Raw genomic sequence first — 13,735 nt, 5'->3', positions numbered from 1 at the left:
CCAAAGACACATTAACTAAATGGCAGTTACACAGAATCTGTTACAGGCTCTTGGAGTCTCCAATGCAAAACTTTGCTAAGACCATTCGCCGTCCTAACATAAACCCTCAAACCCACTCAGCTCCGTCTTAATTACACCAAACCCTATCTTGGCAGCGACAGTTTAAACGCCGCTAACTGGTTATAGTAACCTATTGCCTCATTTAGCAACGGCTGTAAAGCGTCGGGAACTTCGGGAATAGGGCCTTCCGGGCCAGCAAAGCCTGTGCTTTTCCATACCTCTCGGTACCAGTGTGGGGCCCAGGCACCGTCGGATTTATGACCGCCGGCAGGCCAGGACAGCATGGCCGGATCCCAGGGTATGTTGAGCGCATTACACAAGGCTTCAAGGTAAGCTGCGGGATTAGAGCGAATGTCGCCGGAGTCGATAACAATGGGCGTGGCTGAATGCTTTTTGGTTAACGATGCAAATAAGTCTGCTTGTTCTTTAACGCCAATGTCACTGAGTGTCGGTACGCCGTTCTTCTTGGTGTAACTCGTAATTACACGCGCAGGGTGGCGAATGAGAAATACGTGTTTAACTGCATCCATCCAGTCCAGAGGAAAGCCTTCGAGCATGTGCTGCGGCATGTGTTTCTGGTAAAACAGCGATTTGTTGTCCGGGATTTCCCCTGCACAGCGGTTAGCCACATCCTCAGGGTTGGTTTCTTCTTTGTCGAAGATGGTGTCCAGCAAGGGATCAGGTCTGCCGCCAATGTGCAGAAACGGGGCGTAAAAAGGTTCATCCCACACTGCACAATCGGCACGGGCGCCAAAAGCGTACATCATGGCAGTTGAAAGGTTTCTGGGCCCAGACCACATCGCAATACGCATTCCATTTCCCTGTGTTGTTATGTTATTTGAATTACTAACATACGAGACAAGTCTGCCTGCTGCAATGTAATTCATGCCGGTATAACTGCACTGCACCCTTTTCAGGCAAGCCGTTCGATGATGATGCGTTGAGTAGCAAAAACATACGCCAAATAAAGCGCTTACGGTCATTTTTACCTGCCACGATTCTTGCATCCGCCGCTAAAACGTATTCTTTATTGTAAAGAGCAGGGTCATAAGTGGCAGAACCGTCATCTCCCAATTCTAACGCGCTGGTATGGGCTTTACTGCCGGTTGTGCTAACAGCAGCTATTCTGATGTATGTGCTGTTTGGCTTAAATGGCGGCCCACATATACCGCTGTTACTGGGATGCGCCATAACGGCGTTCATTGGCGTATTGCGGGGCGTGTCCTGGCATGCGGTACAGACTGCGATGATTCGGAATATTGCCGAAAGCCTGCCAGTACTGGGCATATTTATGTTGGTGGGCATGACTATCAGCAGTTGGATTGCATCGGGCACGGTGCCTTTTCTCACCGCTCAGGGAATAAAACTCATTTCGCCGGACTGGTTTCTACCCGCTACCTGTTTACTGTGTGCGCTGGTTTCTGTTTTTACGGGCACATCATGGGGCACAGTGGGCACGCTTGGCCTGGCGCTAATGGGCATGGCCGAAGTGCTGGATATTTCATTGGCGCTGTGCGCCGGTGCCATTGTGTCGGGGGCCTGGTTTGGCGATAAGATGTCGCCCCTGTCTGATACCACGAATTTCACCGCAGCGATTGCGCGAGTCGATTTATACACGCATATTCGCAACATGATCCCCAGTACATTGCCGGCCATGTGCATTGCGTTGATTTTGTATTACTGGCTGGGGCCGGATTCGGCCTCAAATCCCGTCGACAATACCTCACTAACGGCGCTCTCGACCAGTCTGGAGAAACATTTCAACCTTGCCTGGTACGTATTAATACCGCCCGGCGTGATTGCTTTAACTATCTATTTCCGTCTGCCCGCAATACCTGGTTTGTTCTTCGGTGTAGTGGCTGCATGCCTTGTTGCAGTGGTGGGGCAAGGGGTATCGCCGGAATCACTGGTTCAGTTACTGATGAACGGTTTTCAGAGCCAAACCGGGCAGGCTGGGCTGGATGCGCTGCTGTCAAAAGGCGGCCTGATGTCGATGATGTGGGTGATCTCGTTGATTATTCTTGCCATGGCGCTTGGCGGGGCATTGCAGGCGACAGGCAGTCTGGAAACCTTGCTACAAGCGTTATTGAATGTCGCAAGCACCCGTTTTCGATTGGTTCTGGTAACGCTATTGGCGGCGCTGGGGTTTAACTTTGCCAGCAACGCGTTTATTGCCTATACCTTACCAGGCCGAATGCTGCTGCCTGCTTTTCATCAGCGCGGCCTGTCAGGCGCAAATTTGTCACGTTTACTGGAAGACGCTGCCACCATGAGTGCGCCCCTTATTCCCTGGAATTCCGGCGGCGTTTATGTGGCTGGTACATTGGGTATTCCCACTATCTTATATGCCCCGTTTGCCTTTGCGAATTGGCTGGCACCGTTGTTTGACCTGCTGTGGGCGGCGTTAAACTGGTTTATGCCAACATGCAATGAAAAGCAGGATAAGATGATGAGTGATAACGCATTATTGAGGAAACAGGATGCAGGAACATAAAGCCGGCGGTGCACACGCGTCGATTGACGACGAGCGAAATCAGCATATTAAAATATACGTGAATGGCGACTTAGTTCCTAAACATGAGGCCAAGGTATCTGTTTACGACAGTGGTTTTATGCTCGGCGACGGCGTATGGGAAGGCTTGCGGTTGCACAATGGTAAATTCGCCTTTATTGACGACCACCTCGACCGCTTGTTTGCTGGTGCCAAGGCGCTGGATATGGATATTGGCAAAACCCGTCAGGAGCTTACCGATGCGCTTTATGCCACAGTGGAAGCTAACGGTATGACCGATGGTGTACATGCGCGTTTAATGGTAACCCGTGGGCCTAAGAAAACGCCGTATCAGGACCCAAGGCTCAGTTTGTGGGGGCCAACCATTGTGATCATTGCAGAGTATAAATCACAGGACCTGACACCGGTAGAGCAGGGCATTAAGCTGTTTACCGTGCATGTGCGAAGAGGGCACCCGGATGTACAGGATCCGCGCTTGAACTCACACAGTAAAATAAACTGTATTACCGCTATGATTCAGTCTTACAAAGCCGGTGCAGATGAAGCCCTGATGTTAGACCCTCATGGCTTTGTGAGTACCTGTAACTCCACTAATTTTTTCATAGTGAGAAAAGGCGAGGTGTGGACGTCTACCGGAGACTATGCAATGAAAGGGATCACGCGGCAGAAAACCATTGATGTGTGCCGAATGCACGGTATACCAGTTTTCGAGAAAAACTTCTCTTTAGTAGACGTATACAGTGCCGATGAAGCCTTTGTTACCGGTACGTTCGGTGCACAAACGCCGGTTATCGACGTAGATGGGCGCAGTATTGGCGAGGGTAAACCCGGTCCAATGGTTAAGCGTATTCGCGAGCTTTATCACGCCATGGCAGAAATCAAATAGTCGCTGTGTGCCTTAGTTTGCTACAGCTGTTCTGACAGAACACTGTCCCAATAAGGCGTTTCACCAAAGTACTGGCTGGCAAAGTCGATAAACGCGCGTACTTTACTGGCCAGCAACTGACGGTGTGCATACACGGCATACAGGTGAATAGGCTCGGGCGTGTGCTCTGGCAGAATCACTGACAGTGATCCTGCTTGCAGTGCCTTGTAGCAAATAAAGGTGGGTTGCAACACAATACCCTGGCCCAACACCGCCACCTGACTGAGCAGGCCGCCATGATTACAGCTCAGTTTGCCCAGTTGGTCATGGGTAGTACCTACCAGATATTGATGCGGCAGCGGGCCATTGTCGGCGTCCAGATAGCTGTAGCGCAAATAGTTATGTGACTTCAGTGCTTCCAGACTGTCTGGCGTTCCAAATTCAGCTAAATACGCTGGCGCAGCGCACAACACCATTCGAATGGTAGTCAGGCGGCGGGCGATCAGCGATGAGTTTTTCAGGTTGCCAATACGCAGGGCAATATCAAAGCCTTCTTCTACAATATCTACTTTGCGGTCGTTAAGCTGCAAGTCGATATCCACATCTGGGTATTGCTGCTGAAAAGCGTGTATAAGCGGGGCCAGATGCAGAGTAGCAAATGCAACAGGGGCGCTTATGCGTAGTAACCCTTTTGCGTTGGCTTGCATATCGCCCAACTGGCTTTCCATTTCGTCAATATCGTTGAGAACTTGCTCTGCCCGGATCACGTAACGCTCACCCGCCTCGGTAAGGTGCACTTTGCGCGTGGTCCGATTCAATAAACGCGTGGTGAGGTGGGTCTCTAGCTGGGAGACGTATTTGCTTATCAGCTGTGGGCTCTTGTCCAGCTTATCTGCCGCCGCGCTGAATGAACCCAGTTTGGCTACCGCGACAAAGGCGCGCATCGCGTCAATTCTATCCATGTCACTGCTCTTATTGTCAACGTATTGTTGATAGTTAGTCTATTTTAGCGCTCTTAATCAATCAATAGTGAAGAAGTATAGTAAGCACACTGATGAAGCGAAGGGGCGGTCCCTTCTAACACAACGACACAATTTTAAGGAAATACAATGAACACTAAATTACTTACTTCACTTTTTACTTCTAATGCCGGGTTGTCTGCTTTGGTACTGCGAGTGCCCGTTGGTATTGTGCTTGCGGCTCACGGCGCACAAAAGTTATTTGCCTGGTTCGGCGGTTATGGCCTCGAAGGCACCGGACAGTACATGGAAAGCATTGGGCTTGCTCCGGGTTTCCTGATGGCGCTTTTAGCCGGTAGTGCAGAATTCTTCGGTGGCCTGGCGTTGGTGTTAGGGTTGCTGACACGACCTGCCGCACTGGTGAGTGCCTTTACTATGCTCATGGCCATCTTTACCGCACACATCAGCAACGGGTTATTCCTGTCGAACGGCGGTTACGAATACGCGCTGGCGCTGTTTGCCGCTACCTTGTCACTGGTGTTTAGCGGAGCAGGGCGACTAGCAGTAGACAACCTGATTGCTAATAAATTCGCGTCGGCCCAGTAGCTTTGGCGAAAAAAAGGAGACGAAGATGTTAGTGAATGGAAAATGGGATGCCAACTGGCATCCCGTGCAAAGCAAAGATGAGCAAGGCCGGTTTATTCGTCAAACATCGTCCTTTCGCAATTGGATCACGCCCGATGGTGCGCCAGGACCGACAGGCAAAGGTGGCTTTAAAGCCGAACCGGGTCGTTACCACCTGTACGCTGCGATGATTTGCCCCTGGGCAAGCCGTGTGCTAGCGGTACTAGCGTTGAAAGGATTAACCCGCTATATCAGCGTAACCATCGTTAATCCGCGATTAAGTGAACAGGGCTGGCAATTTGGTGGCTATGAAGGCGCTCAGGCAGACCCATTGCTGAACGCCACCTACATGCACGAAATATACACGCAGGCTGATAGCGATTTTACCGGCCGGGCAACCGTGCCTGTACTGTGGGACAAGCAACAACAAACCATAGTAAACAACGAATCGGCCGATATTGTGCGTATGCTGAATACGGCGTTTGCCGACTTTACCCAACAAGGGCCAGATCTGTATCCTGAATCGCTGGCGAATGACATAGAGCACTGGAATGACAGGATTTATACCCAGTTGAACAACGGTGTGTATCAGGCGGGCTTTGCTTCTTCCCAACAAGCCTACGACGAGGCGTACGACAATGTGTTTACCATGCTGGACGTGCTGGAAAACACGCTTAGCGATGGGCGGGAATATTTGCTGGGGAATCAGTTAACCGAAACCGATATTCGCTTGTTTGTTACGCTGGTAAGGTTTGACGTTGCGTATTACGGTTTGTTTAAGTGTAATAAAAAGCCGATCCGCGACTACGAGCATTTGCAACGTTACATGATGCGCATATACCAATTAGAGAGTATGGCAGAGACCGTTAATATCGACCATATCAAAGCGGGTTATTACTCCATCAGAGCATTGAATCCATCGGTTATCGTGCCGAAAGGGCCGGAGACAGATTTATGAATACCACAAAGCAGATTGTCTTTATTTCCCACGGTGGCGGTCCACTGCCTTTGTTGAATGACCCTGCGCATGCTGCATTGGTCGAGCAGTTGAAAACGCTGCCACAGAAACTGCGAAAGCCTAAAGCGATTATTGTGATAAGTGCTCACTGGGAAGCAGATGAGATTCGGGTTACTGACGCATCAGCTCCAGCGCTACTCTACGATTACTATGGCTTTCCGCCTGAAAGCTATCAAATCAAATATCCGTGTAAGGGAGAGCCTGAATTAGCGAAGAGCATTGTGGCTGAACTCAATAGCGCAGGGATCCCGGCCAAAACAGAATCCAAGCGCGGTCTTGATCACGGCGTATTTGTACCGCTGAAGCTCATGTACCCTGAGGCTGACATTCCGGTGGTGCAAGTGTCGCTGTCCGCAACGCTTGATCCTGTATTGCACCTGCAAGTGGGCGAAGTTCTGGCGCAAATACCACAGGATGATCTGTTGATTATTGGCTCAGGTTTTTCGTTTCACAATATGCGGGCATTTTTCTCACCGGCAACGGCGCAAACACAACAGTTAAACAACGCGTTCGAACAGTGGTTGAAGGATAGCCTGTCTTCAAAACACAGTTATGCTTCGATACGTGAACGACTGACTAATTGGGAACAAGCACCGGGAGCCCGGTTTTGCCATCCCCGAGAAGAGCATCTTTTGCCTTTGCATGTATGCGCTGGCGCTGCCGGCCGGGGAACCGATAACTATGAAGACATCATGGTGCTGAACAAACGCGCCGGCTTTTTTGGCTGGTTCTAGGCGTTGTGACAAATGTCGGAGAGTAATAAAGTTTCATACTGCTCAAGGCGGCTTTGGGCGAGAAGCTGACACCTTAAAGTCAGTTTAGAATCGTCTGCTAAAGACAAACAGCAGACGCTCGACGCAAATCATAGCGACGTGCAACTTAGGCGCGCTTGCTGAAGCAAATTTATGCCATTCTTAACCATTGAATTTATTAACAGGCAAATATGCTTCACCGGTTTGAGAAGCGTGTCTTCTAACTCTTGATATAATATCCGAGAAACTCATCGCTCCCGAAAGAAAGAGATATAAGTGACTTGCATCAAGTATCAAAAGTGTTGATTTGCTTCCCGATGCATCATTTATAGCAACACTACTGTAGCCTGATATTGATAACATAACACCCATAGTATTATCAGCCATTTTATTAACTTTGGCTTTTAATGAATCAATATCCGTTGCACCAGACTGCTCTTTCGTGAACTTCAACTCAACTAGATAAGTAGTTCCTTCATGCGTTAATGAACCATCAATTTGACGTCCATTACTTTTATAAGGCCTTCTGTTGGTAATTTCACAGAAATCCAAAAGTTCATAAAACCATATTTCAAACTCATATCCTCCTTCCTGAGTACCAACTTTTGAATGCATTGCATCCAATTTAGTTTGCAGCATGGATTTATCTGTTAGAGAGCGTTGTATCTTTTGTCTTTCTTCTCTAGCTTTTTCTTGCGCAACTTTCCTTTCTTGCTCAGTTCTTATCTCTTTATCTTGCTGACTCAAATAGGACTTCAGTTCTTGCACTGCTTTATGAGCGTTTTGGATTTTTTCTGCAGAATCTTCCCAATTCCTTAAATCTGGAAATGTTGTTTGTTCTGACAGGTGTCCTGCCATTTGGAAAATAAGAGCTTTTCCTTTGTCCGATGCTTGGAGTTTTTGAAATAACCTATCAAGAAACTCTCTCTTAGATTCATCACTTGCCCACGAAGAAAGAAAAGATTCAGTTATATGGGATGAACGCAAGAATTTACGTAGGGCATTCTTGCGCCAATAAGCTTTGAGAGCTGCCTCATATGTAAGCTCAATTAACCGTGGTGTGATTTTAGCGGCCAAATTACGAATTTCTCCCTTTAGGCATAATAGGTTTTTTCTAAGATTTCATAGTAACACTCGTTTCCGGTGAAAAACCAGATTCTGTGCTTTTATGAGATAGATAAAGTGTCTGCTTTACGTACTGAACTGCCTGATAATACTCACTGGCGGGCATAGAAAATAAGTAATCATTCAATGCCTGAAACTGGGCAAAAAGGGTCAGGATGACTTGCTTTTTAGGCGGAATCCCCCTTCAGCGCCCCAAACAATTCCCCACACCATGATTCATATTTTTCCAATAAATCTGCATACTCAGTATTTGACCAACGGACTAAATCTCGAATGCAACTTTCGACGGTGAGAATATCTGAGAATCCATATTCTTCGGATACAGATTTGATACCGTATTCATATGCTGCTCCCCAAACTAAAATTGCTCCAGACGGTGTAACAGTGGAGCCTGCTTTTACTTTGACTGATTTAGGATCTTTAGTGATTTGCAAAAATAATTTAAAAGCATTCTTTTTGTGATGTTCTAACTGCTTTGGACTTTCGAGCCTCCAGTAACGATAATTATTGTACTGAATCTCACATTTCATCTCGGAGACATAGAACTTTCCATCTTGCTCAAACAAGAAATCGAGCGTATACGGTTTATTGTCTTGGTCATAAAGTGTTGGCCGAGATTCGTGAATATTATACGGACTACGACTATCCCTTGCCCAAATCCTAACAATCTCTTCATTGAAAATGCCGAAAACTCTGGATAAAAAACTTCCTTTTTCATGCGGGCCATCTTTAAATATTTCGGATAAATCATCCATATATCACATATTACCTAACAGCTTATCCCTGATATTTCATAGTAACACCCGTTTCCCCTGAAAAACCACGTTCAGTGCTTTCATGGGAAGGAATAAATGTCCGTACTACGTACTTCTGAGCCGCACAGATTATGTTGAGAGGCTAAATTCGACAAATAGCTGTCTAACTTGGCCAACAACAAAGAAAAACAACATTTAGAGTAGGTTTGCACATCTTTAAGAGACGCTTGTCTTGGAAACTTCAGTCTCTAATACAAATTCATTTGATACCCATACAGAAATCATTCGTACCAGATCACTCTGTTGAAAACCCATTAGGATCATAATGAAGGCTGTGATGAAGAATATGACAGCAAAGCACCGCGTCGCTCGGCGGTCCATCCTCACAGGCCCGGTGACCGCTGCGTATGAACGTAAGATAAATGCAGGGGAGGTGCAACGAGATGACGCGCAAGTCGTTCTGGCGGCAAAATTCGATGCCCTGTACGTGTCGCTTGCCTCGCTCCCACCAGTACCCGTGCGTATCGAAGAACCGACAGAGAGCAGTTGTACAAGCAGCGGTTCACTGTCATTAGCGCGGTCCTTAGCATCCGCCCAGTCATTTCTTCGAAAAAAGTTCCATTTGTGGTCTTTTGGTCCACCACCGCGAGGCTTGTACATTCATGGACCCGTCGGGGTCGGCAAGAGCTTTCTGATGGACCTCTTTTACGCTTCGGTTGATATTTCTGATGATGATTCCTGCTGTAATAATGGCAGCCACAGCCTCAAACACGCAAAAATTACCAAACGCCGCGTCCATTTTCATGAATTCATGCTAGACGTCCATCATCGAATCTTTGTCTACAAACAGAAACACCCACGAGATGATGCGATTCCCATCATTGCGCAACAATTGGCACAAGAAGCCCAACTCCTCTGTTTCGATGAATTTCAAGTAACAGACGTTGCCGATGCCATGATTTTGAAGCGGCTTTTCTTATTCTTATTAGATTGGAATGTCGTGGTGGTGGCCACCTCAAATCGCTCACCCGATACCTTGTATGAGGGAGGCATCAACCGTTCCCTCTTTTTGCCTTTCATAGACATGTTAAAACACACGTTCGACATTATTTCCATGGAGGATTCTCCCAAGGATTATCGGCTCGCAACTCGAGCGGATGGTCAATCCTATTTTTGGTCAAACAAGGATGTTTATGGCGATAATAAAAGTAAAAACAACATGCAGGCGCAGTTGGAAGAAATATTCGGTGGCACTGCATCCGGAACTGAGGCCGAGGATATTCAAGTACTCTTTGATCGCTCCGTCAAAGTCGCCCGATTTAATGACCGGTGCGCTTGGTTTGACTTTGCCGAGTTGTGCTACCAACCCCTCGGCGCAGCCGATTATATTTCCCTCTGCGACCGATTTCCGGTCATCATCATGGAACGTGTCCCCCAATTGGACGCCAATCACCTCGACGAAGCGAGACGCTTCGTGACTCTCATTGATGCGTGTTATGAGTCTCACACCCGCTTGGTGCTGACGGCACAAGTCCCGCTCGACGAATTGTTTGTTGATTTTGAAGCGCAAGTCGAAAGCAGTGATGAAGATGGAGAATTGATTGTCAGTGAGAAAGGGGGGAACTCGAGTTCCTTTGCGACGACCATGATTCGCACCAAAAAGGGGGAATATTATGAGTGGTCGGCGACGGGGCGAATTGGCGTGTCACTGGCACAATTATCGTCCGCCAATGATCTCGCCTTTTCCTTTCGACGAGCCGCGTCTCGGTTGGTAGAAATGGGTGGAAAGGAATGGGGACGGCAATGACGAAGTCTTGGCTTACAACTTCAAAAGAATGATGAATATCACGAGCGTTTAAGGACTGATGGCTGCATTGACAAGGGCATCGGTAACTAATGAGTTTTCACTCAGCCAGCGTACAAAGCGGCACTTGGGCATTCGACTCGTTAATGTCTTAAGTCTCGGCAGTTACTGTTTTAGACTCCAATGAGCGATTAGAGGACGTAAGGTGGTCAGATTAGAATCGTCTGCTAATAGACAATCAGCAGACATTCAACCCTGTGATTTTCTACACCTCGACAATTAAAATTCCTTGTCTTCACTTTATTATTTACCAAACTAAACAGTGTCGATGTTTGACAGGTTAGGGCAACCATGACAGGTTAGATTAGATCAACTATAAAAAACTCGTGTCCGTTAGGAAAAAGGAATTTCAAATGTATCAAAAGCTAGCTTGTGTTTTCATCAGCGCAATGTTTAGCCTTAGCTTCTACGCAGATGCTAAAGTACGCGGCGAGGCAAAGGTTACAATAGTAACGTCGGAAATATTGAATGAGTCGCGAGAATTACTGATTCACTTACCCAATAATTATTCACTCTATGAAGACACCTCCTACCCTGTTTTATATTTGCTAGATGGTCAGCGCAACTTTGCGCATACCGTAGGCACACTAGACCTGCTCAATCAGTCGGGTATGGCGCAAGAAATGATTGTTGTAGGCATCACAAACACGGAACGCACGCGAGATTTCACACCTACTTATGATGAAAGCTACAACGAGTGGGGAATATCAGGTGGTGCAGACAACTTTTTAGACTTTCTTGAAAAAGAGCTAAAACCTTATGTAACTTCAAACTATCGAACCAACAATTACGCAATACTTGCTGGGCACTCGTTAAGCGGCCTGTTCACCATATATGCCCTGCATGAAAGGCCCGATATGTTTCAAGCATATTTCGCATTTAGCCCAAGCTTGTGGTGGCATGAAGAAGTGATATTTCCAGAAGCAAAAGAGTTTTTTAAGTTAGACAGTGACCTGAATAAATACCTTTATGTCAATATGGGTAGCGAAGATGGAGAGATGCTTAGCGCATTCGAACATTACTCCGAGCTGCTGAACAGCAGCACACGAAAAGGGTTTACGTTTGATACCGAATTAGATACATCTGAAAGCCATAATACTACTGCGCTTGCAGGTATGAGCTTGGCCCTTCAAAAGCATCTTAATTCTTTGCGCCCTTCAGGTACGGTTATTCAAGCGGGTCTCCCTGCGGTAGAGCAATACTATGAAGATCTTTCTGAAAAGTTCGGGTTTCACGCCAAACCAGAATATAAAGCGGTAAACCACGCTGGCTATACTGCACTGAATAAGCAAGACTTTGACTCTGCCATTGCTATTTTTAAGAAGAATGTTGATAGCTTCCCAAATAAGTCTGATGCATACGACAGCTTGGCAGATGGCTATGAAGCTAAAGGCGATTTAGCCATGGCGCTTGAGGCGAGGAAGAGAGCGTTAGCGATGAGCTATGAAGAAAATGTTGAGAATGGTGCTTATAAAACGCGGTTGACTAATTTAGAGAAAAAGATCGGTGAAGGCGTAAAAAAGTAAGTCACAAAAGAACCTAACATCCTGTGTCAAAGGCGGCTTTACGTACAAATCAGTTGGCTGAAAAAATAGCTACATTTCCGCTTTTGACCACAAAGAGACGTTGTCAGTATGAAACTATATTACTCGAATTATGAGACTTAATTACTTTCCTACAACAAAGTTTCAAATGCTTCTATGACCAACAATTCGCTGTAAAAACATACGGAAAAGGTCAGCAGCCCCTAAATTCTCGCTAGGTAATTTGAGCCAGTGCTAAGCGAGTATGGTGCTGTAGACTTTCGTTGATTTTAGCGTGAGACGGGCTCCAGCCGCTTAAAAATCGGTGGAAATCAGCACTGGCCACGTTATACAGGTTCCGCCAGGTGTCGCACAGGGTTTCGATTGTTTGCTTTTCATAGTGCGCTGACAATCGATTGCTCAACGCCTCAAAATAGATGTTGAGCAGGGCCGGTGTGTGATTCAGCAAATCTTCATCGCTTAGTGCGCTACCTAAGAAATAGGTTACGTCCTGCACGCCAATACCGCCACCCACGTATTGAAAGTCTACCGCGGCAACCCGGGTTAAATCGCGACTAAAGCAAAAGTTGGCCAGTTTAGCGTCACCATGGATCAGCGTTTGAAAAGGGCAGTTGCGTAGGGCAGAGTCCAATGTCGCCGCTGCATCTTTAAGTGGGCCACTTTCCATAGCCTGCCATTCGTCCTGACGGGTCGCCAGATGCCAGTAGCTGCCTCTTTCCCACAATGCATCGGCAGGTGTATTGAGATGCTCTGCGTGAAAGGCAGCCAACCATTGCAGCACGGGTTCGCACTGCTTCAGCGTGAGGTATGCAGGCCTTAACGGAAACCCTTCATTATCCAGATCAGATAGCACCAGAACCTGACTGTCGCCTGTTTGTTGTTGAGCAATAAGTTGCGGCACGGCGTATTGATGTGGCTTAGCGTAAGCCCGGTAATACTCGCGCTCTACAGCATAAGATTGCCATTTACGCTGCTGACTGGTTTGACTGTTCCAGCCCCTGGGATGATTAAATTCCTCTGGCTGGCAAATCCACTTCACAATAAGTGGCGCCTGACGGCGAGGGGAAAAACAGCGGATCAGCTTACCAAAGTTACTCCATAACGGTTGCACCAGAGAAAACTGCGTTAACTCAGGGTCATCGGTTACGGTGAGTAACCATTGCATTATGTCGTGGGGGAGTAGGTCGGAATGTGTGTTCATTGGTGTGATAAAAAAGGCGGCTAGTTAGCCGCCTTAGTATTATTACAACGTTGTTGGCCGCGTTGTCGGCGCCGATGCGGCGTTAGACGCACTGGCGATGGTTGCCAATCTACCTGATACAATCAGCGCAGGGCGTTGATCGTCCTGCTTGGCAGTGAGTGCAACGTCAACAACCGGGTCATTCACCTCAGCTGGGTTGGCCATAGGGTGAGACACGTTGAATTTGCCCAAGCTGCTGGCCATGTGAACAACGGCTGCTGGTTTTGCTACAGGCGCAGGCTTCTCTGCTGGTTGAGCTGGCGCTTCAACTACCGGCTCAGCTGCCTCTGGTTCACTGGTTTCAGCAACTGGCTCTGCCGTTGCTGGCGCTTCGGCTTCTTCAGTTTGAACTGATTCAACAGGTGCAGTTTCTGCTGCTTCTGATTCTTCCGCAACAGGGGCTTTTTCCTGACTTGC

At 47.4% G+C, this 13,735-nt stretch carries 12 protein-coding genes and 1 pseudogene; 7 read left to right on the top strand and 6 right to left on the bottom strand.

Features of this window, described 5'->3' with window-relative positions:
• Positions 1–143 precede the first annotated feature (143 nt).
• Entirely contained in the window at positions 144–872 is a 729-nt protein-coding gene (locus AC4MRN_RS14400; RefSeq protein ID WP_491203651.1) for a sulfotransferase-like domain-containing protein, read from the bottom strand.
• A 239-nt stretch (positions 873–1,111) separates the two neighbouring features.
• Here AC4MRN_RS14400 and nhaC point away from each other — a divergent pair, with 239 nt between their 5' ends.
• Together nhaC and AC4MRN_RS14390 are read left to right on the top strand one after the other, a co-directional pair.
• Positions 1,112–2,554, top strand: a complete 1,443-nt coding sequence (gene nhaC / locus AC4MRN_RS14395; RefSeq protein ID WP_491203650.1) for a Na+/H+ antiporter NhaC — start codon at positions 1,112–1,114, stop codon at positions 2,552–2,554.
• On the top strand, positions 2,541–3,458 hold the full coding sequence (locus AC4MRN_RS14390; RefSeq protein WP_491203649.1) for an aminotransferase class IV: 918 nt from the start codon (positions 2,541–2,543) through the stop codon (positions 3,456–3,458). Before nhaC ends, AC4MRN_RS14390 begins: the two co-directional genes overlap by 14 nt.
• A 20-nt stretch (positions 3,459–3,478) precedes the next feature.
• Here AC4MRN_RS14390 and AC4MRN_RS14385 read toward each other — a convergent pair whose 3' ends face one another.
• Positions 3,479–4,399 (bottom strand): LysR family transcriptional regulator, encoded by a 921-nt coding sequence (locus tag AC4MRN_RS14385; RefSeq protein WP_488799460.1) that lies wholly within the window; start codon positions 4,397–4,399, stop codon positions 3,479–3,481.
• Between the two features lie 147 nt (positions 4,400–4,546).
• Between AC4MRN_RS14385 and AC4MRN_RS14380 the strand changes: the two genes are divergently transcribed.
• From AC4MRN_RS14380 to AC4MRN_RS14370, 3 genes are read left to right on the top strand one after another with little or no spacing between them, the layout of a single operon-like run.
• On the top strand, positions 4,547–5,002 hold the full coding sequence (locus tag AC4MRN_RS14380) for a DoxX family protein (RefSeq protein ID WP_491203648.1): 456 nt from the start codon (positions 4,547–4,549) through the stop codon (positions 5,000–5,002).
• A gap of 25 nt (positions 5,003–5,027) precedes the next feature.
• Positions 5,028–5,978 (top strand): glutathione S-transferase family protein, encoded by a 951-nt coding sequence (locus AC4MRN_RS14375; protein ID WP_491203647.1) that lies wholly within the window; start codon positions 5,028–5,030, stop codon positions 5,976–5,978.
• Complete coding sequence (locus AC4MRN_RS14370; RefSeq protein WP_491203646.1) at positions 5,975–6,772, top strand: DODA-type extradiol aromatic ring-opening family dioxygenase; 798 nt, start codon at positions 5,975–5,977, stop codon at positions 6,770–6,772. The genes AC4MRN_RS14375 and AC4MRN_RS14370 overlap by 4 nt, the downstream gene beginning before the upstream one ends.
• Before the next feature lie 180 nt (positions 6,773–6,952).
• Here AC4MRN_RS14370 and AC4MRN_RS14365 read toward each other — a convergent pair whose 3' ends face one another.
• Complete coding sequence (locus AC4MRN_RS14365; protein ID WP_491203645.1) at positions 6,953–7,867, bottom strand: hypothetical protein; 915 nt, start codon at positions 7,865–7,867, stop codon at positions 6,953–6,955.
• A 215-nt stretch (positions 7,868–8,082) separates the two neighbouring features.
• Complete coding sequence (locus AC4MRN_RS14360; protein ID WP_491203644.1) at positions 8,083–8,670, bottom strand: hypothetical protein; 588 nt, start codon at positions 8,668–8,670, stop codon at positions 8,083–8,085.
• Positions 8,671–8,995: 325 nt separating this feature from the next.
• Here AC4MRN_RS14360 and zapE point away from each other — a divergent pair, with 325 nt between their 5' ends.
• The gene (gene zapE, locus AC4MRN_RS14355; RefSeq protein ID WP_491203643.1) at positions 8,996–10,477 is read left to right on the top strand and encodes a cell division protein ZapE; all 1,482 of its coding nucleotides are present in this window, start codon (positions 8,996–8,998) and stop codon (positions 10,475–10,477) included.
• A 410-nt stretch (positions 10,478–10,887) separates the two neighbouring features.
• The gene (locus tag AC4MRN_RS14350; RefSeq protein ID WP_491203642.1) at positions 10,888–12,060 is read left to right on the top strand and encodes an alpha/beta hydrolase-fold protein; all 1,173 of its coding nucleotides are present in this window, start codon (positions 10,888–10,890) and stop codon (positions 12,058–12,060) included.
• Positions 12,061–12,292: 232 nt separating this feature from the next.
• Here AC4MRN_RS14350 and AC4MRN_RS14345 read toward each other — a convergent pair whose 3' ends face one another.
• On the bottom strand, positions 12,293–13,279 hold the full coding sequence (locus tag AC4MRN_RS14345) for an oxidoreductase family protein (protein ID WP_491203641.1): 987 nt from the start codon (positions 13,277–13,279) through the stop codon (positions 12,293–12,295).
• 42 nt (positions 13,280–13,321) lie between these two features.
• Positions 13,322–13,735, bottom strand: a pseudogene (locus AC4MRN_RS14340) (ribonuclease E); the annotation flags it as partial.

The sequence above is a fragment of the Marisediminitalea sp. genome, from assembly GCF_984433645.1.
Note: the sequence above shows the minus strand (reverse complement) of the source record. Positions and strands in the feature narration are given on the sequence as shown.

Bases quoted from the DNA above. Each gene is read 5' to 3' on its own strand.
- AC4MRN_RS14400 (WP_491203651.1), bottom strand. From the start codon at position 872: ATGCGTATTGCGATGTGGTCTGGGCCCAGAAACCTTTCAACTGCCATG.
- AC4MRN_RS14390 (WP_491203649.1), top strand. From the start codon at position 2,541: ATGCAGGAACATAAAGCCGGCGGTGCACACGCGTCGATTGACGACGAG.
- AC4MRN_RS14385 (WP_488799460.1), bottom strand. From the start codon at position 4,399: ATGGATAGAATTGACGCGATGCGCGCCTTTGTCGCGGTAGCCAAACTG.
- AC4MRN_RS14380 (WP_491203648.1), top strand. From the start codon at position 4,547: ATGAACACTAAATTACTTACTTCACTTTTTACTTCTAATGCCGGGTTG.
- AC4MRN_RS14375 (WP_491203647.1), top strand. From the start codon at position 5,028: ATGTTAGTGAATGGAAAATGGGATGCCAACTGGCATCCCGTGCAAAGC.
- AC4MRN_RS14370 (WP_491203646.1), top strand. From the start codon at position 5,975: ATGAATACCACAAAGCAGATTGTCTTTATTTCCCACGGTGGCGGTCCA.
- AC4MRN_RS14360 (WP_491203644.1), bottom strand. From the start codon at position 8,670: ATGGATGATTTATCCGAAATATTTAAAGATGGCCCGCATGAAAAAGGA.
- zapE (WP_491203643.1), top strand. From the start codon at position 8,996: ATGAAGGCTGTGATGAAGAATATGACAGCAAAGCACCGCGTCGCTCGG.
- AC4MRN_RS14350 (WP_491203642.1), top strand. From the start codon at position 10,888: ATGTATCAAAAGCTAGCTTGTGTTTTCATCAGCGCAATGTTTAGCCTT.
- AC4MRN_RS14345 (WP_491203641.1), bottom strand. From the start codon at position 13,279: ATGAACACACATTCCGACCTACTCCCCCACGACATAATGCAATGGTTA.